The 15,579-nt window shown below is 62.6% G+C and carries 15 protein-coding genes; 9 read left to right on the top strand and 6 right to left on the bottom strand.

The features are described from left to right. A partial coding sequence (locus P0D70_RS34295; protein WP_408186859.1) for a (2Fe-2S)-binding protein occupies positions 1 to 228 on the bottom strand: 228 nt, incomplete at its 3' end. Between the two features lie 407 nt (positions 229 to 635). On the opposite strand from P0D70_RS34295, the gene P0D70_RS34300 reads away from it, so the two are divergent. Both P0D70_RS34300 and P0D70_RS34305 read left to right on the top strand, forming a co-directional pair. Continuing rightward, positions 636 to 1,034: a hypothetical protein gene (locus P0D70_RS34300; RefSeq protein ID WP_091801762.1), complete on the top strand. Its 399-nt coding sequence runs from the start codon at positions 636 to 638 to the stop codon at positions 1,032 to 1,034. 362 nt (positions 1,035 to 1,396) lie between these two features. Continuing rightward, entirely contained in the window at positions 1,397 to 2,215 is an 819-nt protein-coding gene (locus P0D70_RS34305; RefSeq protein ID WP_408187796.1) for an alpha/beta fold hydrolase, read from the top strand. A 10-nt stretch (positions 2,216 to 2,225) separates the two neighbouring features. Here the strand turns inward: P0D70_RS34305 and P0D70_RS34310 are convergent, their stop codons facing one another. The 3 genes from P0D70_RS34310 to P0D70_RS34320 form a co-directional block, all read right to left on the bottom strand. Beyond that, complete coding sequence (locus tag P0D70_RS34310; protein ID WP_408187797.1) at positions 2,226 to 3,179, bottom strand: peptidoglycan DD-metalloendopeptidase family protein; 954 nt, start codon at positions 3,177 to 3,179, stop codon at positions 2,226 to 2,228. Positions 3,180 to 3,787: 608 nt separating this feature from the next. Continuing rightward, on the bottom strand, positions 3,788 to 4,204 hold the full coding sequence (locus tag P0D70_RS34315) for a hypothetical protein (RefSeq protein ID WP_408187798.1): 417 nt from the start codon (positions 4,202 to 4,204) through the stop codon (positions 3,788 to 3,790). A 386-nt stretch (positions 4,205 to 4,590) separates the two neighbouring features. After that, positions 4,591 to 5,346, bottom strand: a complete 756-nt coding sequence (locus P0D70_RS34320; protein ID WP_408187799.1) for a DeoR/GlpR family DNA-binding transcription regulator — start codon at positions 5,344 to 5,346, stop codon at positions 4,591 to 4,593. Positions 5,347 to 5,469: 123 nt separating this feature from the next. Between P0D70_RS34320 and P0D70_RS34325 the strand changes: the two genes are divergently transcribed. Next, a complete protein-coding gene (locus tag P0D70_RS34325; protein WP_408187800.1) occupies positions 5,470 to 6,054 on the top strand; it encodes an NUDIX domain-containing protein in 585 nt (194 codons plus the stop codon). A gap of 255 nt (positions 6,055 to 6,309) precedes the next feature. Beyond that, positions 6,310 to 6,609, top strand: coding sequence for a hypothetical protein (locus P0D70_RS34330; RefSeq protein WP_286162075.1), 300 nt, complete (start codon positions 6,310 to 6,312; stop codon positions 6,607 to 6,609). Between the two features lie 116 nt (positions 6,610 to 6,725). On the opposite strand, the gene P0D70_RS34335 is transcribed toward P0D70_RS34330, so the two are convergent. After that, entirely contained in the window at positions 6,726 to 7,886 is a 1,161-nt protein-coding gene (locus P0D70_RS34335; RefSeq protein ID WP_408187801.1) for a porin, read from the bottom strand. Between the two features lie 547 nt (positions 7,887 to 8,433). Here P0D70_RS34335 and P0D70_RS34340 point away from each other — a divergent pair. Then, entirely contained in the window at positions 8,434 to 9,543 is a 1,110-nt protein-coding gene (locus P0D70_RS34340) for an OpgC domain-containing protein (RefSeq protein ID WP_091801783.1), read from the top strand. 114 nt (positions 9,544 to 9,657) lie between these two features. Continuing rightward, a complete protein-coding gene (locus P0D70_RS34345) occupies positions 9,658 to 10,533 on the top strand; it encodes an alpha/beta hydrolase (RefSeq protein WP_408187802.1) in 876 nt (291 codons plus the stop codon). A 55-nt stretch (positions 10,534 to 10,588) separates the two neighbouring features. Here the strand turns inward: P0D70_RS34345 and P0D70_RS34350 are convergent, their stop codons facing one another. After that, entirely contained in the window at positions 10,589 to 11,671 is a 1,083-nt protein-coding gene (locus P0D70_RS34350) for an AI-2E family transporter (protein WP_408187803.1), read from the bottom strand. A gap of 370 nt (positions 11,672 to 12,041) precedes the next feature. Here P0D70_RS34350 and P0D70_RS34355 point away from each other — a divergent pair, with 370 nt between their 5' ends. The 3 genes from P0D70_RS34355 to P0D70_RS34365 all read left to right on the top strand — a co-directional run bounded on the left by P0D70_RS34355 (position 12,042) and on the right by P0D70_RS34365 (position 15,320). Continuing rightward, complete coding sequence (locus P0D70_RS34355; protein WP_091801793.1) at positions 12,042 to 12,323, top strand: DUF3331 domain-containing protein; 282 nt, start codon at positions 12,042 to 12,044, stop codon at positions 12,321 to 12,323. A 261-nt stretch (positions 12,324 to 12,584) separates the two neighbouring features. Then, positions 12,585 to 15,152, top strand: a complete 2,568-nt coding sequence (locus P0D70_RS34360; protein ID WP_408187804.1) for an adenosylcobalamin-dependent ribonucleoside-diphosphate reductase — start codon at positions 12,585 to 12,587, stop codon at positions 15,150 to 15,152. A 30-nt stretch (positions 15,153 to 15,182) separates the two neighbouring features. Continuing rightward, positions 15,183 to 15,320 (top strand): hypothetical protein, encoded by a 138-nt coding sequence (locus P0D70_RS34365; RefSeq protein ID WP_408187805.1) that lies wholly within the window; start codon positions 15,183 to 15,185, stop codon positions 15,318 to 15,320. Positions 15,321 to 15,579 lie beyond the last annotated feature (259 nt).

Genomic DNA, 15,579 nt, shown 5'->3' on the forward strand with positions numbered 1-15,579 from the left:
CACTGCTTCGATCGTGGTGATCTTGCGGTCGCCGACCGCCGCTGCCGGCAAGACGCACGAGCGCACTGCCACGCCGTCGAGGTGCACGGTGCATGCGCCGCATTGAGCGATGCCGCAACCGAACTTCGTGCCGGTCAGGCCGACCAGATCGCGCAAGACCCACAGAAGTGGCATGTCGGGAGGCGCGTCGACGGTATGCGTCTGGCCGTTGATATTGAGCGTTGTCATTGAGCGGCTCCGAGAGTCGGGTTTATTGTTGATGAGGCTGTTTAGACAGAGACGTCGAACCAAAACGTGAAGACCTGCCGCGTTTATTCGATAAGCCGAACTAATACGCGATGCGGCTTTCCAATACTTGAAAACGGCGGTTAATGCATGGCGCGAGCGCGCCGGAAACTGACCGGCAGATTGTAGCCGCGCATTAAGAAGTTCGCCGCCTGGCTGCACGCCGCCGGCCGGCCAAATAATGACCCCAGCGCATATTGCCAGGCTGAAAGCGGATTCGAATCAAGGCGTTACCTTGCGCGCATGCACCCGAGCCGAGCGACTTTGCACGATCGGTTAATCTTGTCGAATCATTGCCGTGCGATTTTGTTAGCATGGATCCGGTCTGACTATCCGAAGGAGCAGCACACATGAACGACTCGCAATGCACTCAATTCCTCTCGGACATTCGCCGGCCGCTATTGGCGCTGCACAAGGCCATTCTCGATCACGAGCGCGCAGCGTATGAAAAGGAATTCGGCCCGGTAACGCCCGCGGCTTTCCTGCAGGCGCTCATCAACGGTTCGGGTTTCCGCTGGCTCACGCCGCTCTCAACGGTGATTGCGAACGTCGACGAAATTCTCGACGACAAGGAAGCCGAGGCCACCGACCGGATCGCGGCGGCCGAAGCGGTAGCGGGACTCTTCTCGCCCGACATGCCGAACAATACTTTTCTGCCGCGCTACCTGCCGCTACTGCATGCCGATCCGGCGATCCTGCATCAGCACGGTCAGGTGTCGCAGTTGTTGCGCGGGATCGAGTCGAAGTAACCGGCTCCCGAATTTCCTCACCATATAAAGTGCGTGGTTCGATCGCGCTTAACCCTGTTCGCACGATGGCGCCTTGTGGGCTTCATCGTGCGATTACCAGGCGTTTTTGGATGCGGACAATGGTTTTACGCCTTATTTCAAGGCAATTTATGCGCGATTCGTAAGAGTGTGTGTCGCGTGCGCGGCTCGTTTGTCATTGAAACGCGTCTGCGATCGAGCCACGTTTGAATTTGCCTGGCTTTGCTGAATAAAACAAAGGTGAGCTTCTGCGGGAGACGTTCCGGGCCGGCTACGAAAACCCGGTCAGCATGCAGCACGAAGCCCTGCTAAGGTAGCCAAACTTTCTTGCGACGCTCATCGTTATGCAAAACTGGCCGCTCCCCGAAAGCTATACGTTTCGCGATCAAACCGTGCGCTTCAACGTGACCGGCAACGGTCCGCCGCTAGTGCTGGTTCACGGCACGCCGTTTTCTTCGTATGTGTGGCACCGCATTGCCCCTCACCTCGCGCAAACGCGCACGATCTACTACTACGATCTGCTCGGCTATGGGCAATCCGAACAGCGCGACGCTCAGGACGTCTCGCTCGGCGTGCAGAACAGGTTGCTTGCGGAATTGCTCGTGCATTGGCGGGTAAATAACCCGGACGTCATCGCGCATGATTTCGGCGGCGCGACTTCATTGCGCGCGCATCTGATCGACGGCTGCGACTATCGCAGTCTCACACTGATCGATCCGGTGGCGGTCGCGCCGTGGGGTTCGCCGTTCGTGCGGCATGTGCGCGAGCACGGTGATGCGTTCACCGGCCTGCCGCCGTACATCCACGAGGCAGTGGTCAAGGCGTATGTGCGCGGCGCGATCGCGCGTGAGATTCCGGATCACGAACTCGCGCCTTATGTGACGCCCTGGCTCGGCGCAATCGGCCAGGCCGCGTTCTATCGGCAAATCGCGCAGATGGATCAGCGCTACACCGACGAGGTCGAAGCGCGCTATCCGCAGCTACGTTGTCCGGTGCAGATTCTATGGGGCGAGGAGGACCAGTGGATTCCGCTGGCGCGCGGCCGCCAACTGGCCGCGGCCATACCGGAAGCGCGATTTCAGCCGGTACCGAAGGCCGGCCACCTGATGCAGGAAGACGCGCCGGAAGCGATCGTCGCCGCGGCGCTGCGGTGGCTGGATTAAGGACGCGCGCCTAGCCGCGTCCTTGCGGCAGGTACGGCATGGGATCGATCGGCTTGCCGTCGCGGCGCAACTCGAAGCCCAGCGAAACTCGCGAGTTCTTTTCGTCGCCCATTTCGGCGATCTGCTGTCCCTGCACGACGATATCGCCGGTTTTGACCAGCAGCTTGCGGTTATGCGAGTAAGCGGTCAGGAAGTCCTTGTTGTGCTGCACGATGATCAGACTGCCGTAACCGTTCAGGCCCATGCCCGCATACATCACCTTCCCGTCCGCCGCCGCCCGCACAGGATCGCCCGGCTTGCCGCCGATTTCGATACCCCGCGTTTCGCCCGGCTGGAATCCTTCGACCACGCTGCCGCCCGCCGGCCAGGCCAGCGACACGGCATTCGCATGCCGCGCGGTTTGCTGCGCCACTTCGCGCGCTTCAGCGGCGCTCGGCGCGGGCGACTGGGCGGACTGCGATTGCGGCGCGCCCGCCACCGATGCGCCAGATGCCGCGGCCTGCCGCGCAGCGGCGGAAGCCGCGGCCCCGGAAGCCGCAGCGGCCTTGGCGGCCGCATTAGCCGCATTCACCGCCCGCACTGTTTCCGGCGACGCGACGTGCAACACCTGCCCGCGCTTCAGCCGCGAGGACGCCTTCAATCCATTCCAGGCTTGCAACTGCCCGACACTGCAATGATGACGCTGCGCGATGCGTGCCAAGGTGTCGCCACGTTTCACGCGATACACGAGCGGCGGTGACTTCTTGAGCAGCGCGCTCTGCTCGGCGCTGAGTGCGGCCGGCGTTGCGGCCGCCGCATCGGATGCCGGCGCGCTCGCGGCCGGCACACCGGACGCAACCGCCGCGCCTGATGCGGCGCCTGTCTGCGCACCCTGCTGCCCCACATTTGCACAACCACTGACCGCCAGCGCGACCCATGCGCCGGCCAGACTGGCCAACATCGTTCTGTCGAAACGCTTTCCCATCTTGTTCGACTCCTGCCTCATTCATTGTCGAGCTGGATGCCGCCTTGCCGCGAGCGATGCGCGCGCCCAACCGCCGCGCTGCTTTCCTCGCGACACAGCCAGGCCGCCTCGTGCGGCGCTCATCCATGCCGTGCCGGCCAACCCAACCCCATGCGTTCACGAGCTGCCGGATGCCTGGGGCGCACGGATACCGCCCGTCAAAACAGCCGATCTTCTGCGAAAAGGGTCAGATTACCAATTAAAAATCAAGCGGAATTGTAAAGTGCGTTTTATAAAAAACGCGTCAGCTCACATACTTTGATACAAACCTTACGCACGGTATTGCGGACATCGTTGCTCATGCAACGTGTAGCGCGGCGGCGCGTGGCCATTGCAAGAGCGGTCGTTGCTGGACCGAGCGTCAAGCGCCATTCGCGCACAGGCGCCCCCATCGGTCGGCCATGCGAGCCGCACCCACGGCTACACCTCGGCAACCGCACGATAACGTTTGCTTTAACGGCAAAGCGCCGCCAAAACTTGAATCGGCAGCGGGACCGACATTGAGCGTGGCGGGAGAATGGCGGCCGCGCGAGGACGGATTTTTTTCCGGCCTGCGCGATGGAAGCCGGCTAGCTGTAGTACTGGCCCTGGTACTTCACATAGCCGATCGGATGATGCGTAAAGTGCAGGACAGGCAGAACGGGATTGCGATTGTCTTCAGTGGGATAGGCGCTGGCGTCGGGGATGTATTCGCCTTGGGCTTCGATCGGCTGACCGGTCTGCAGTGCGGGAATCTCATGGGCGAGACCCTCGTTGTCGCCGAAACGCACGGCGACGAATAGCTCGGTGCCCACGAGATTCTCCGTACCGCCCTCGAACTTCACCACCGTGTCGACCTTGATGAGGAAGTGCTGGTGATTGGCGCCGTTGTGATTTTCCGGGCTGGCGAACACCTTGCTGATCGTGCCTTGCACGCACGCCAGCGGCGCGCCGATCGAATGAACGTAACTGTGGTGAGGAAGGATCTGCGTCGCGCGATTGCTCATGAAGTCTCCGTGAAAGGAATCAGCATTGCCTGCGGGGAAAACGTTGGGCGCGCCGTAAGCGGTAAGCCGCGAGCCGTAAGCCAAGAGCAGGCAGCGGCACCGTGAATTCATTTGAACAGAGCACGGCGTGCAAGTTCATCGCACGTTTGCGTGGCGCCCACGGTGCCGGACTGCGTTGGCGGCCCTTCACCGCCGCGCATGAAAAAAGCCGGCGCCTTGGGCATCGCCTTGACGCAGCGTCGAGTTGTCCACCCGATAGCGGGCAAGGGCCGGGATCATCGCGCCAATTCGCCGCAGGATGCGTCAAACTACGTGAAGCCATTTCACAAATGACTGATCCGGTATGAACCGCCATATAACGGTTTTCAGTTCCTAAGCATCCCGAACTATGCCCGCTCTATCGTGATGCCCAACGCCTCGAATGGCGCGGTCAGCGCTTCGGCGGTGTTCCGTTCGACTACGATCGTCCCCGCCGCCGTCACATCGGCGATCTTGTACGCCGAGGCCGCGTTGAGTTTTTCCGCGGACGCCAGCACCACCGTCTCCGCCGCGTGCTCCAAAAACGCGCGTTTCACATAGGCCTCTTCCCTGTCGCCCGTGCTCAGGCCCGCTTGCGGATGCACGCCGGTCACGCCCATGAAATACAGGTCGGCGCGAATGTGGCTGAGCGCTTCGATGGCTGCTGCGCCTACGTTGACCATCGAATGCCGGAACAGGCGCCCGCCGATCATGACGACCTCCAGCCCGGCATGGTCCGCCAGTTCGACGGCGACACTCGGGCTATGCGTGACGATCGTCGCGCGCAAGTCGCGTGGCAGATGACGCGCCAGTTGCACAGCAGTCGTGCCGCCGTCGACAAACGCAATCTGGTCGCGCGCGATCATGCCGGCCGCCGCGCGGCCGATCGCCGCCTTCGACGCCGATTCGATCCGCTCGCGCCCGGCGAAATCCACCGCCGCCGGCGACGCCGGCAGTGCGCCGCCGTGCACGCGCTGAAGCTGGCCCTCGGCGGCGAGTTCGCGCAGATCGCGACGGATCGTATCTTCCGACACCTCGAATTGCGCGCTCAAGGTTTTGGCGACGACTTGCCCGTTACGCTTTAGCGCGTCGAGTATCAATTGCTTTCTTTGCGACGTCAGCATCGGCGGCGATTCCTGGCTGGGTTCATGGATTGCACGAAATTACTTGTTTTTGCACGATATCGCACGATACCATTGATTCGTATGCGGCATGAGCCGATCTCCCAACGCAACAGGATGCGAGCCATGAACGAAATCGCCAGCCGGGTAAGGATTGTCGATGTCGAGGTGCTGTCGGACGACTGGTACGTGCTGAAAAAAACCACCTTCGATTACCAGCGCGCCGACGGCAGCTGGCAGCGCCAAAGCCGCGAAACCTACGACCGCGGCAACGGCGCGACGCTGCTGCTATACGATCCGCGCCGGCGCACCGTCGTGCTGACGCGGCAATTCCGCCTGCCGGCGTTCGTCAACGGCCATCACGGCATGCTGATCGAGGCGCCGGCCGGATTGCTGGAGGCTGCGTCGCCGGAAGAACGGATTCGCGCGGAAGTCGAAGAGGAAACGGGCTACCGCGTACACGAGGTGCGCAAGGTATTCGAGGCCTTCATGAGTCCGGGTTCGGTCACGGAGAAACTGCACTTTTTCGTCGCCGAATACGATGCGGTGGCGAAAGTCGGTCAGGGCGGCGGCCTCGCCGACGAAGGCGAAGATATCGAGGTGCTGGAACTGCCGGTGGATGAAGCGCTTGCAATGATCGAGCGTGGCGAAATCGTCGACGGAAAAACCATCATGCTGTTGCAATACGCCAGACTGAATCTGTTGAGGTGACAGCTGGAACGCGGCGAGTTTCCGCATTTTTCGGAATTATCCTAGCCACCATTAGGAAAAGGACGATAGGTTGAAGAAGGCAATAAAAATATTCTTACGCATTTCCTTGAGGTTGACCGGCGCCGCAGTCACGGCCGCGCCGGTCGATCGAATGGAAAACCATCTCCGTCAGAATATTTTTAATTCACTGCTTCGAGCGAGGCGGCGAATGAAGCCGAGGTTCAATTGGATTCTCTCAGTTCAGCAAACAGATTCATGAGTGGTTTTTTCTTCGGCACGCTGATTGCCGCCGTCATCATGCTGCTGCTGTGCAATGCCGGTGAATTTTCGCCGTTTATGGCCAAACTGCATGCGTTGCAACAGGTTATCGTGACCGCGCTGATTTCAATCGTCATCGTCGATGCAAAGCCATTCGCCTACAAAACCGTCTGGCGCGAGCGCCGTTGCAGCTTCGTGCTCGATGAAGACATCAACGCCACCCTGCGCGGCAGAACCTTCGGCATTCCGTTCGGCGTGTTAGTCGGCATCCTGATTCAGAATTACGTGGTGAACTGAGCTGAGCGTCAATCCGTTCGGGATCGATACACCCGCCGCTATTCACGATCTTAATTCCGGCCGCATTCGCCGATAATCGGCAGCGCGGCGTTGGCGCGCCATCAATTCAATCGCAACTAGAATTTATGCCGGATCGCCGCCCGCACCACGACCTGCTTCGACGTCGATGAAGGAGACTGGGTACCGGGCGTGAAGGCTTCGTCCAGAATCGAATAGGTCGTGTCGCCTGTCACCTGCTGATATTCGCCCTGAATGTAGACGTCGGTGCGCTTGGACAGGTTGTAGTCCGCCATCAAGCCGAACGAGTGGATTTTCGGCTTTACGCCGCCGGTCGAGGCGTCGTAGGTTTCCATCGTGTACACGTACTGCGCGCCGACGAACAGCATCGGCGAGATCTGATACTTGCCGTTCACCTCGAAGTTCTGATACTTCAGCGAATTCAGCAGCACGCCCGGCGGCGCGAGCGGCGTCACGCCGAGATAGCCGTTGCCGGTCGGGTCCAGATAGTTCGAATTGGTATAGACGAAACCGGCCGTCGCCGGGCCGAACGTATAAGTGATGCCGCCGCCGAACACCCGCATGCGGGCGGCGATGAAACCGGCGTCGTTCGCCGTGACCGCACCATTCGCGCCGTTGCCGGGATTATTGGCCTGCAGATACGCGGCGGCCACCAGCAAGCCGCCATACGCATACTGACCGCCGAAACTGTACGCGCGATTGTTCGCGAAATTGGTGTCGTTGCTGAAGCTGTAGACGCCGCCGAATTGAAAGCCGGACAGCGACGGACTGGTGTATTTGACCGCGTTGTCGAGGCGAAACGTGTTGTCCGTGTTGTCGTTATCGTACGGGTGCGAGAAGAGCGAGCCCGCCCAGTTGCCGTTGGCCGTGGTCTGGGCCAGATAGTCGACCACCGAGTCGTACTGGCGGCCGAACGTCAACGTGCCGAACCGGTCCGCGCTCAAACCGACGAACGCCTGGCGCCCGAACATCCGGCCACCCTGATTAAGCCGCCCGGAACTGACGTCGAAACCGTTTTCCAGCTGGAAAATGGCCTTCAGACCGCCGCCCAGATCCTCAGCGCCTTTCAGCCCCCAGCGGCTGCCTTGCGCAAAGCCGCTCGCCAGTTCGTAGACATGGCCACGGCCGACATTGTTGGTGTAGTTGATGCCTTCGTCGAGCACGCCGTAGAGCGTCACGCTCGTCTGCGCCGAGGCCGACGCGGCAAAAGTGGCGGACACAGCGGTGGAGACAGCTAGCGCGAACACTTGCCTGTTCATGACGATCTCCCTGCACTCGAGCAATGGGACAACTCGATCCGGCCGCTTTTGTTCTTGGCGCTTGGACCCGGGACTGACCGCCCCGGATGCGCTTTACGGAAATCCTCACACGCCGTTAGCCTGCCGTCCATTGGGTGTCGTGTCGATATCTCAAATTGTTGCGAAATCTCCACTTGGTGCGACAGCCCCTTTTATCGCAGCGCTCATTCAGGTAAACGATGCAGCGCCCGGCGGTCTTGAGCCGGGCAACGCTCGACGCGCCGTTGACTTGCGCCGCGCGGAGCGGATTTGTCACGGAAAGAAATATAATAGAAAGCTTTTGCGGCGCCGCAGCGGAACTCCGCGCCGACACGAAGGTCATTTTTACTGCTTGCTCGACCGTGGCAATCGCGCCTTGGCATCCGTGCCGGACCGCGGCCGGTTGAGCGCGGCGCCGTGAATCGCGTATGCGCCGCTGTATTCCAATCCAATTTCTAAAAGCCTTGTGAGACGCCTGCCGCGCTGGATCAGCGCGCCGTCGCACGGGGCTTGCTTTGGGCATCACACAATGCAAAAGTCTCAACCCCGTCTGATCGAGCTCGATTTTTTTCGCGGACTGGTCCTTCTGATCATCGTCGTCGATCACATCGGCGGCAGCATCCTGTCGCGTATCACGCTGCACGCCTACGCGCTGTGCGATGCCGCCGAAGTCTTCGTGTTCCTCGGCGGCTTCGCCACCGCCACGGCCTATGCCGCGCTGGCCGAACGGCGCAACGAGACGATCGCGCGCAGCCGCTTCCTGCGGCGCTCGCTGGAAATCTATCGGGCGTTTCTCGTGACCGCCGCCTTGATGCTGCTGGTCAGCGCGGTACTCACCGCGTTGAGCATCGACGGACCGAATCTCGCCACCACGGATCTCGACGACCTGATCGACACCCCGTTCGCCGCGCTGGGCGACATTCTGCTGTTCCGCCGCCAGCCTTATCTGGCTTCCGTGCTGCCCATGTACGCGTTCTTCGCCCTGCTCGTGCCCATGATCCTGCCGCTCGCGCGCAGCAAGCCATGGCTGCTGCTGGCCGGCAGCATCGCGCTGTGGGCCGGGGCTCCGGCCATCGACGCCTACCTGCCCGCCGCGCCGGACATGCACTGGGACTTCAACCCGTTCGCCTGGCAATTGCTGTTCGTGCTCGGCGTGCTGGCCCGCTGCCAGCCGGTCTATCAGCGCATCAGCACGCACCGCCTGAGCTGGCTCGTCAGCGTGCTGGCGTTCGCCGTGGTGGCGGCCGCGGCTTACTACAAGCTCTTTATCGAGCGCGAGCCGCTCGATGCCAGCCTCAAACAGAACCTCTCGTATCTGCGCGCGGTCAATTTTCTCGCCATCGCCTGGCTCGTCGCGAATCTGATTCAGCTCGGCTGGGCGAAGAAGCTCGCGCAATGGATGCCGTGGGTCGGCGTGATCGGACGCAAGGGGCTCTTGTGCTTTATCGCCGGCGCCGTGATCTCGCTCGTGGTCGATTCCGTGCTGTACGCGGCGACGGACGGCTATCTCAACTATCCGCTCGGACTGCTCGCCGATGCGGCAGCAGTCGCCGCACTGTTCGCGGTAGCGCTGGGCGCCGAGCCGCTCAAGCGGCTGGCTGGGCGGCTCTATAACGGGCGGCTGCGCACGTCGCCCTGAGCGACCGTGCGTGCGTGAGTGAGTGCAACCGTGCGCCAGCGCTAGAAATTCCACAGCCGATCCTGATAGCATCACGGCCGCGCGCGACCTGCGCGGCGCGCCTCCTGATCCGACATGCGTCTATTCCTACGTTCCGCACTCGTTGCACTTTACGCCGCGTCCACCAGCGCGCCGACGCTCGCCAGCACCGTCATCAGCCGAAGCTTCTATTCGGACGCGCTCGGCCGCGACTGGTCCTACACGATCTATCTGCCGACCGGCTACCGCCATGACGCCGGCCGCCTGCCCGTGCTCTACCTCCTGCACGGCAACAACGGCGACGCCAACGACTGGATCACGCAAGGCCATCTGCAAACGGCGGCCGACGCGCTGATCGAGCACAAGGCGATGCCTCCGGTTGCGATCGTGATGCCGCAAGGCGGCACGGACTGGTATGTCGATCGCAAGGAGAAGATGGAGACCGCGTTTTTCGACGATCTGCTGCCCGAAATCGAAGCGCACTACGCGGTCGCGACACAGCGCAGCGGACGGATGATCGGCGGCGTCTCGATGGGCGGCTTCGGCGCGCTGCGGTACGCGATGACGCAGCCGGAACGCTTTTGCGGCGCGCTGCTGCTCAGCCCCGCGATCTATGCGAATGAACCGCCGCGCGCCTCGGCGGCACGCCGCGTCGGAGTGTTCGGCGAGCGCGAGTTCGATGCGCGTGTCTGGCACGAGCTCAATTATCCGGCGCAGTGGGAACGCTACATGAGCCGGCCGTATCGCCTGCCGGTGTTCATCGCTGCCGGCGACGACGACCTCGCGATCCAGGCCGAGGCATCGTCGCTCTATACGCACCTCCGGCTGTCGGGAAATCCCGCGGCGCTGCGCATCATCGACGGCGGCCACACCTGGGACGTCTGGAGTGCGCTGCTGCCCGCCGCGCTGAAATACACGCTTGGCTGCGTAAAGCCTGCGCCGCAGGAACATCCGTCGAATCAGCGACCCTGAACGGATCAGGCGTCGCGGCAGACCGGACCGGACCGGACCGGGCAACACCGTGCAACTATTGCACGAGGTCGGTCCACAACACCATCAGCACGGTCATCAGCGCGGGGCCGATGAAAATACCGAGCAGCCCGAACGTTTCCGCTCCGCCGAGAATGCCGAACAGCACCAGCAGGAACGGCAATCGCGTCGAGTTGCCGATCAGCACCGGCCGCACGAAGTGCTCGGCGACGAACACCACGACCGAGCCGAACACGGCAAGACCGATGGCCGCCGCCACCGAACCTTGCGACAGCAGCCACACAGCCGCGATGGCAAAGGTGATCGGGGCGCAGAACGGCAGCATCGCCGCGATCGCGGTAATGAACGCGAGCAGCGCAACGTGCGGCAAGCCGGTCACGAAGTAGGCGACGCCCATCAACGCGCCTTCGCCGAGTCCGACCACGACCAGTCCCGAGACCGTGCCGCGCACCGCCGCGGCCATGCGTTGAAGAAGCTGCGCGCCGTCGTCGCCGAAACCCCGCCGCACGCCTTTGAGCAGCGAGCCCGACAAACGCGGGCCTGCCTGAAAGATCACGAACAGCGTGACCAGCATGAACGCGAACACCGTGACGGCATGCGCCGCACGCGCGCCGAAGTGCCGGCCGAGCGTCACGACCGCCGGACTATGCAGTCCTTTCATGGCGGCCGACTCGCGCAGCGGCTGAGCGAGGTTGGCCTGCCACCAGCCTGAAATCTGTTGCACGCCGAACGGCAGGTGCTGGATGAAGTCCGGCAGCGGAATGCCGTTTTCCTGCACGGTCTTGAACCACTCGTTCAGGTCATGCGCTTCGCGAAGCGCCTGAGCAATGCCGATACCCACAGGCAGCACCACCAGCAACGCGATCAGCAGCGTGAGCACCGCCGCGATCAGCGTCGTGCGGCCGGTGAACCAGCGGTTGCCCTCGACCTTGCGCAACAGCGGCCACAGCGCGATGGCGATCACGCCGGCCCAGGCGACCACCGCGATGAAATCGCGCACCACCCACAGCGCCAGCAGCACGAGCCCGATGTACAGCACGAGCGAGGCCGTTTTCTGCTTCTTCGGGCGGTCTTGCGCTTCGGGCGGTTCAGGAGGTGCGACTGGTGAGGATGAAATCATGTGAGCTCTTATGGTTCTGGGAAGACGTCCCATCAGGGACTTGTTCGGGGCGTGTGCGAGCCGACCGAAAAAATGCAAAACCGCTACACTGGCGCTGCACGGTCGCTCATCAATAACCACATCTTAAAGGAAGCACCGGCGCCCTTTGCGGGCAGCGGCCTTGTCTCACCGCGTACAACACTGCGTTGCAAAAATCCGGCCTATTACCGTCATAGCAAGACTGCGGCCCGCAAAGCCCCGTCTTATCGGCATAGCTCGAATGTCAAGTTTCATTGTTGCTGTTTCAAGAACAGTGTTTCAACGGCGACACAATGGCTATCCGGCGCGCGTCGGACTACATTCGGCACACCACAATACGGAGCCGACGACGATGACCCTAGAGTCCATCCCCCTGGACGGTGCCAATGGCGTACGCATCGAAATTCTCGAGCGCTCCGACACGACGCTGGTGATTCGCTGGGTCGAGCCGGGACGATGTCATTACGGTGAGCAACGGTGGCGGCGCAGGTCCGCACACACGTCAGGAACCTGCGCGGTGTCCCGCCGCAAGATTCGCCGCGGCGACGCGGTGTTCAAACCGGCCGAGCGGCCGGCGCCTTCCAATGCCTCCGCGATGATTTGCGCTGAACTTCTGGAGTGCGCCGAGGACTGATGCCTCAATCCCCTGCCGGCGTCGCGCGCGTTGACTCGACGCGCCCGATCCGCCCGGCGGAACCACCCACATAGCGGCACGCAACGCATGCGCCCCGCATCGCGCGGTGGGTAAAACACCCTTTGATTGCGGCTCTTCGCCACGTGCGTTAAGGTGGACCTCATTGCGCCGTGTCACCCTGCCGTGCCACGCCCGGCGGTATCGTGACGCGCACTTCCACCACCGCGCCGTGCCCCTCGCGGCGCCGTTTGAGGGCATACCATGGCCGAAGACACGCCGGACACCCGCGCGGCAACTGCGCCTCCCGCACCACTCGTCGCACCGCAGCAATTCTCCCTCGACGTCCTGCTGGAAAAATACGCGAAAGGCGACGAGCAATCGGCCGACGACGTGTTCAAACGCGTCGCGCGCGGCGTGGCCGAGGCGGAACCTCCGGCGCTGCGCGAATCGGTCGAGGCACTCTTCGTCGATAATCTGCGGCACGGTGCGCTTGGCGCCGGCCGCATCATGAGCGCGGCGGGCACCGGCATTGCGGCCACGCTGATCAATTGCTTCGTGCAGCCTGTGGGCGACTCGATTCAGGGTGTCGACGAACAAGGCTTGCCCGGCATTTACGTCGCCCTGCTGCAGGCCGCGGAAACCATGCGGCGCGGCGGCGGCGTCGGCTACAACTTCTCGGCGATCCGGCCCAAGGGCGCGCGCGTTCACACCACCAGTTCGTCGGCGTCCGGACCGTGCAGTTATATGGACGTGTTCGACGCGTCGTGCCGCACGGTCGAGAGCGCCGGTTCGCGGCGTGGCGCGCAGATGGCCGTGCTCGACTGCAATCACCCCGATTTGCTGGAGTTCATCGAGGCCAAACATTCGAAAGGCCGCTGGAACAACTTCAACGTCTCCGTCGGCGTGACCGATGAATTCATGCGCGCCGTCGAAGAAGATCAGCCCTGGCAACTCGTGCATCGCGCCGAGCCCTCACCGGCGCAGCGTGCGGCCGACGACGTGCGGCAGCGCGAAGACGGACTGTGGGTCTACAGCGAACGCCCCGCGCGCGCGATCTGGGATCGCATCATGCGCTCCACTTACGACGTCGCGGAGCCCGGCATCGTGTTCATCTCGCGCATGAACGAGGACAACAATCTGCGCGCCGTCGAAACCATCCGCGCCACCAATCCGTGCGGCGAACAGCCGTTGCCGGCCTATGGCTGCTGCAACCTCGGGCCGCTGAACCTCACGCGTTTTGTGATCGACCCGTTCGCGCAGATCAAAGGCCGCAAGCCGTCGTTCGACTGGGACGGCCTCGCGAGGCGCACGCGCACGCAGGTGCGCTTTCTCGACAACGTGCTCGACGTCACGCTGTGGCCACTTCAACAGCAATACGAGGAGTCGCGTGCCAAGCGGCGCATCGGCGTGGGCTTCACGGGCCTCGGCGACACGCTCGTCATGCTCGGCTTGCGCTACAACTCGCAGGAAGGCCGCGACTTCGCCGTGCGCATCGCGCAACTCATGCGCGACGAGGCGTATCGCGCATCCGTGGAACTGGCGCGCGAGCGCGGCGCGTTTCCGCTTTTCGACGCGGCGCGCTATCTGGAAGCCGGCACCTTCGCCTCGCGCCTGCCCGAGGACATCAAGCAGGCGATTCGCCGCGACGGCATTCGCAACAGCCATCTGCTGTCCATCGCGCCGACCGGCACGGTGAGCCTCGCGTTCGCAGACAACGCGTCGAACGGCATCGAGCCGGCCTTCTCGTGGACCTACACGCGCATGAAGGTGATGGCCGATGGCAGCCGCGAATCATTCGACGTCGAAGACTACGCGTATCGCCTTTATCGCGAGCTCGGCGGCGATGTCGGCAAGCTGCCGGACTATTTCGTCAGCGCGCTGGAAATGTCGGCGCGCGATCATCTCGACATGATGGCCGCCGTGCAGCCGTACGTGGACACGTCGATCTCGAAGACCGTGAACGTGCCTGCCGACTATCCGTTCGAAGCGTTCGAAAGCCTCTACTTCGACGCATGGAAAAACGGGCTCAAGGGTCTCGCCACCTATCGGCCCAACGAGACGCTCGGCGCGGTGCTCAGCGTGAGCCCGCCGCAAGCCGACGACACGCTGGCCGAGAGCGATCTCGATCCGCTGCGTATCGCAATCGATCATCGGCCCAAAGGCGAGTTGCCGGCGATCATCGAGAAAGTCGAGTATCTGACCCAGGCGGGCAAAAAGTCGCTCTACGTGGCGGTGTCGTTCATCGAGGTCACGGGGCGGCTGGGCGGTGAAGACGTGACTATCGAGCGGCCTATCGAGTTCTTCATTCCGACCGGCCAGCGCGACGAATCGCAGCAATGGATCACGGCGACGATGCGTTCGCTCTCGCTGGCGGCGCGCGGCGGTTTTGTCGCGCGAAACCTGCAGGATATGCGCAAGGTTTCGTGGGACCGCGGGCAGGTTCGGCTCGGCGAAGTGCAGCGTCTGGACGGGCACCGCACGCCGCGCTGGCACGATTCGGAGGTGGCCGCCCTCGCCTTTGCGATCCAGCAGATTCTGCATCGGCGCGGCTTTCTCGACGCCGAGGGCAATCAGGTGTCCTCGCGCATGCTCGCGCGTCTGCCGCGCGGACAGATGCGGGCCGAGACGGCGTTGCCGGCGGATTTCGGCATTCGTCCGCATCCCGTCGAAACCGACGCCGGCGCTCTCGCGTTGACGCAGCCTGGCGACGCGCAAGGGCTGCATACGATGCTTGGACGCAAATGCGGGTCGTGCGGGGCGAACGCGGTGATTCGCAAGGATGGGTGCGACTTTTGTACGGCGTGCGGTGAAGTGGGTGCGTGCGGGTAGGACGACGGCCCGCACCGCATGGTGCGGGCTGTGGACGATCTCGCGGCGCAACGCCGCATCGTCGTACAGACGCTGGCGCCGCGAGGCGTTAGCGTTGCGGAAGCCACCGGCGCACCCGAGACCCCGCAGTGGCTCGGGACCACTTCCGCCGATCTGATCGTGATTTAAATCACGCTGGCGAGACCGGAGCCGTTCGTCGAATCGGCGAATTACCCTCTCAGGTCCCTTTGTCCAATCTCGCAATTATCGGGTCAATTTCTGCCACTTTTGCCTACGACCGTCGGCGTTCGACAATCATTCACCGATAACGGTTGAGCAAGCATGCGCGCTTTATTCGTGTGCGGGTGTTTTAGAAGGCCAGGAATTTCATGCAAAAACATTTCAGCAAAGCAATCGAATGCAGCCTCGCACATTCGAAGGAAAATTT

Origin of the sequence: Paraburkholderia sp. RL17-381-BIF-C (assembly GCF_046026435.1) — a bacterium.
Lineage (GTDB): Bacteria > Pseudomonadota > Gammaproteobacteria > Burkholderiales > Burkholderiaceae > Paraburkholderia.

Coding starts and splice junctions, on each gene's coding strand:
- P0D70_RS34300 (WP_091801762.1), top strand. CDS start 636: ATGAACGACTCGCAATGCACTCAATTCCTCTCGGACATTCGCCGGCCG.
- P0D70_RS34305 (WP_408187796.1), top strand. CDS start 1,397: ATGCAAAACTGGCCGCTCCCCGAAAGCTATACGTTTCGCGATCAAACC.
- P0D70_RS34310 (WP_408187797.1), bottom strand. CDS start 3,179: ATGGGAAAGCGTTTCGACAGAACGATGTTGGCCAGTCTGGCCGGCGCA.
- P0D70_RS34315 (WP_408187798.1), bottom strand. CDS start 4,204: ATGAGCAATCGCGCGACGCAGATCCTTCCTCACCACAGTTACGTTCAT.
- P0D70_RS34320 (WP_408187799.1), bottom strand. CDS start 5,346: ATGCTGACGTCGCAAAGAAAGCAATTGATACTCGACGCGCTAAAGCGT.
- P0D70_RS34325 (WP_408187800.1), top strand. CDS start 5,470: ATGAACGAAATCGCCAGCCGGGTAAGGATTGTCGATGTCGAGGTGCTG.
- P0D70_RS34330 (WP_286162075.1), top strand. CDS start 6,310: ATGAGTGGTTTTTTCTTCGGCACGCTGATTGCCGCCGTCATCATGCTG.
- P0D70_RS34335 (WP_408187801.1), bottom strand. CDS start 7,886: ATGAACAGGCAAGTGTTCGCGCTAGCTGTCTCCACCGCTGTGTCCGCC.
- P0D70_RS34340 (WP_091801783.1), top strand. CDS start 8,434: ATGCAAAAGTCTCAACCCCGTCTGATCGAGCTCGATTTTTTTCGCGGA.
- P0D70_RS34345 (WP_408187802.1), top strand. CDS start 9,658: ATGCGTCTATTCCTACGTTCCGCACTCGTTGCACTTTACGCCGCGTCC.
- P0D70_RS34350 (WP_408187803.1), bottom strand. CDS start 11,671: ATGATTTCATCCTCACCAGTCGCACCTCCTGAACCGCCCGAAGCGCAA.
- P0D70_RS34355 (WP_091801793.1), top strand. CDS start 12,042: ATGACCCTAGAGTCCATCCCCCTGGACGGTGCCAATGGCGTACGCATC.
- P0D70_RS34360 (WP_408187804.1), top strand. CDS start 12,585: ATGGCCGAAGACACGCCGGACACCCGCGCGGCAACTGCGCCTCCCGCA.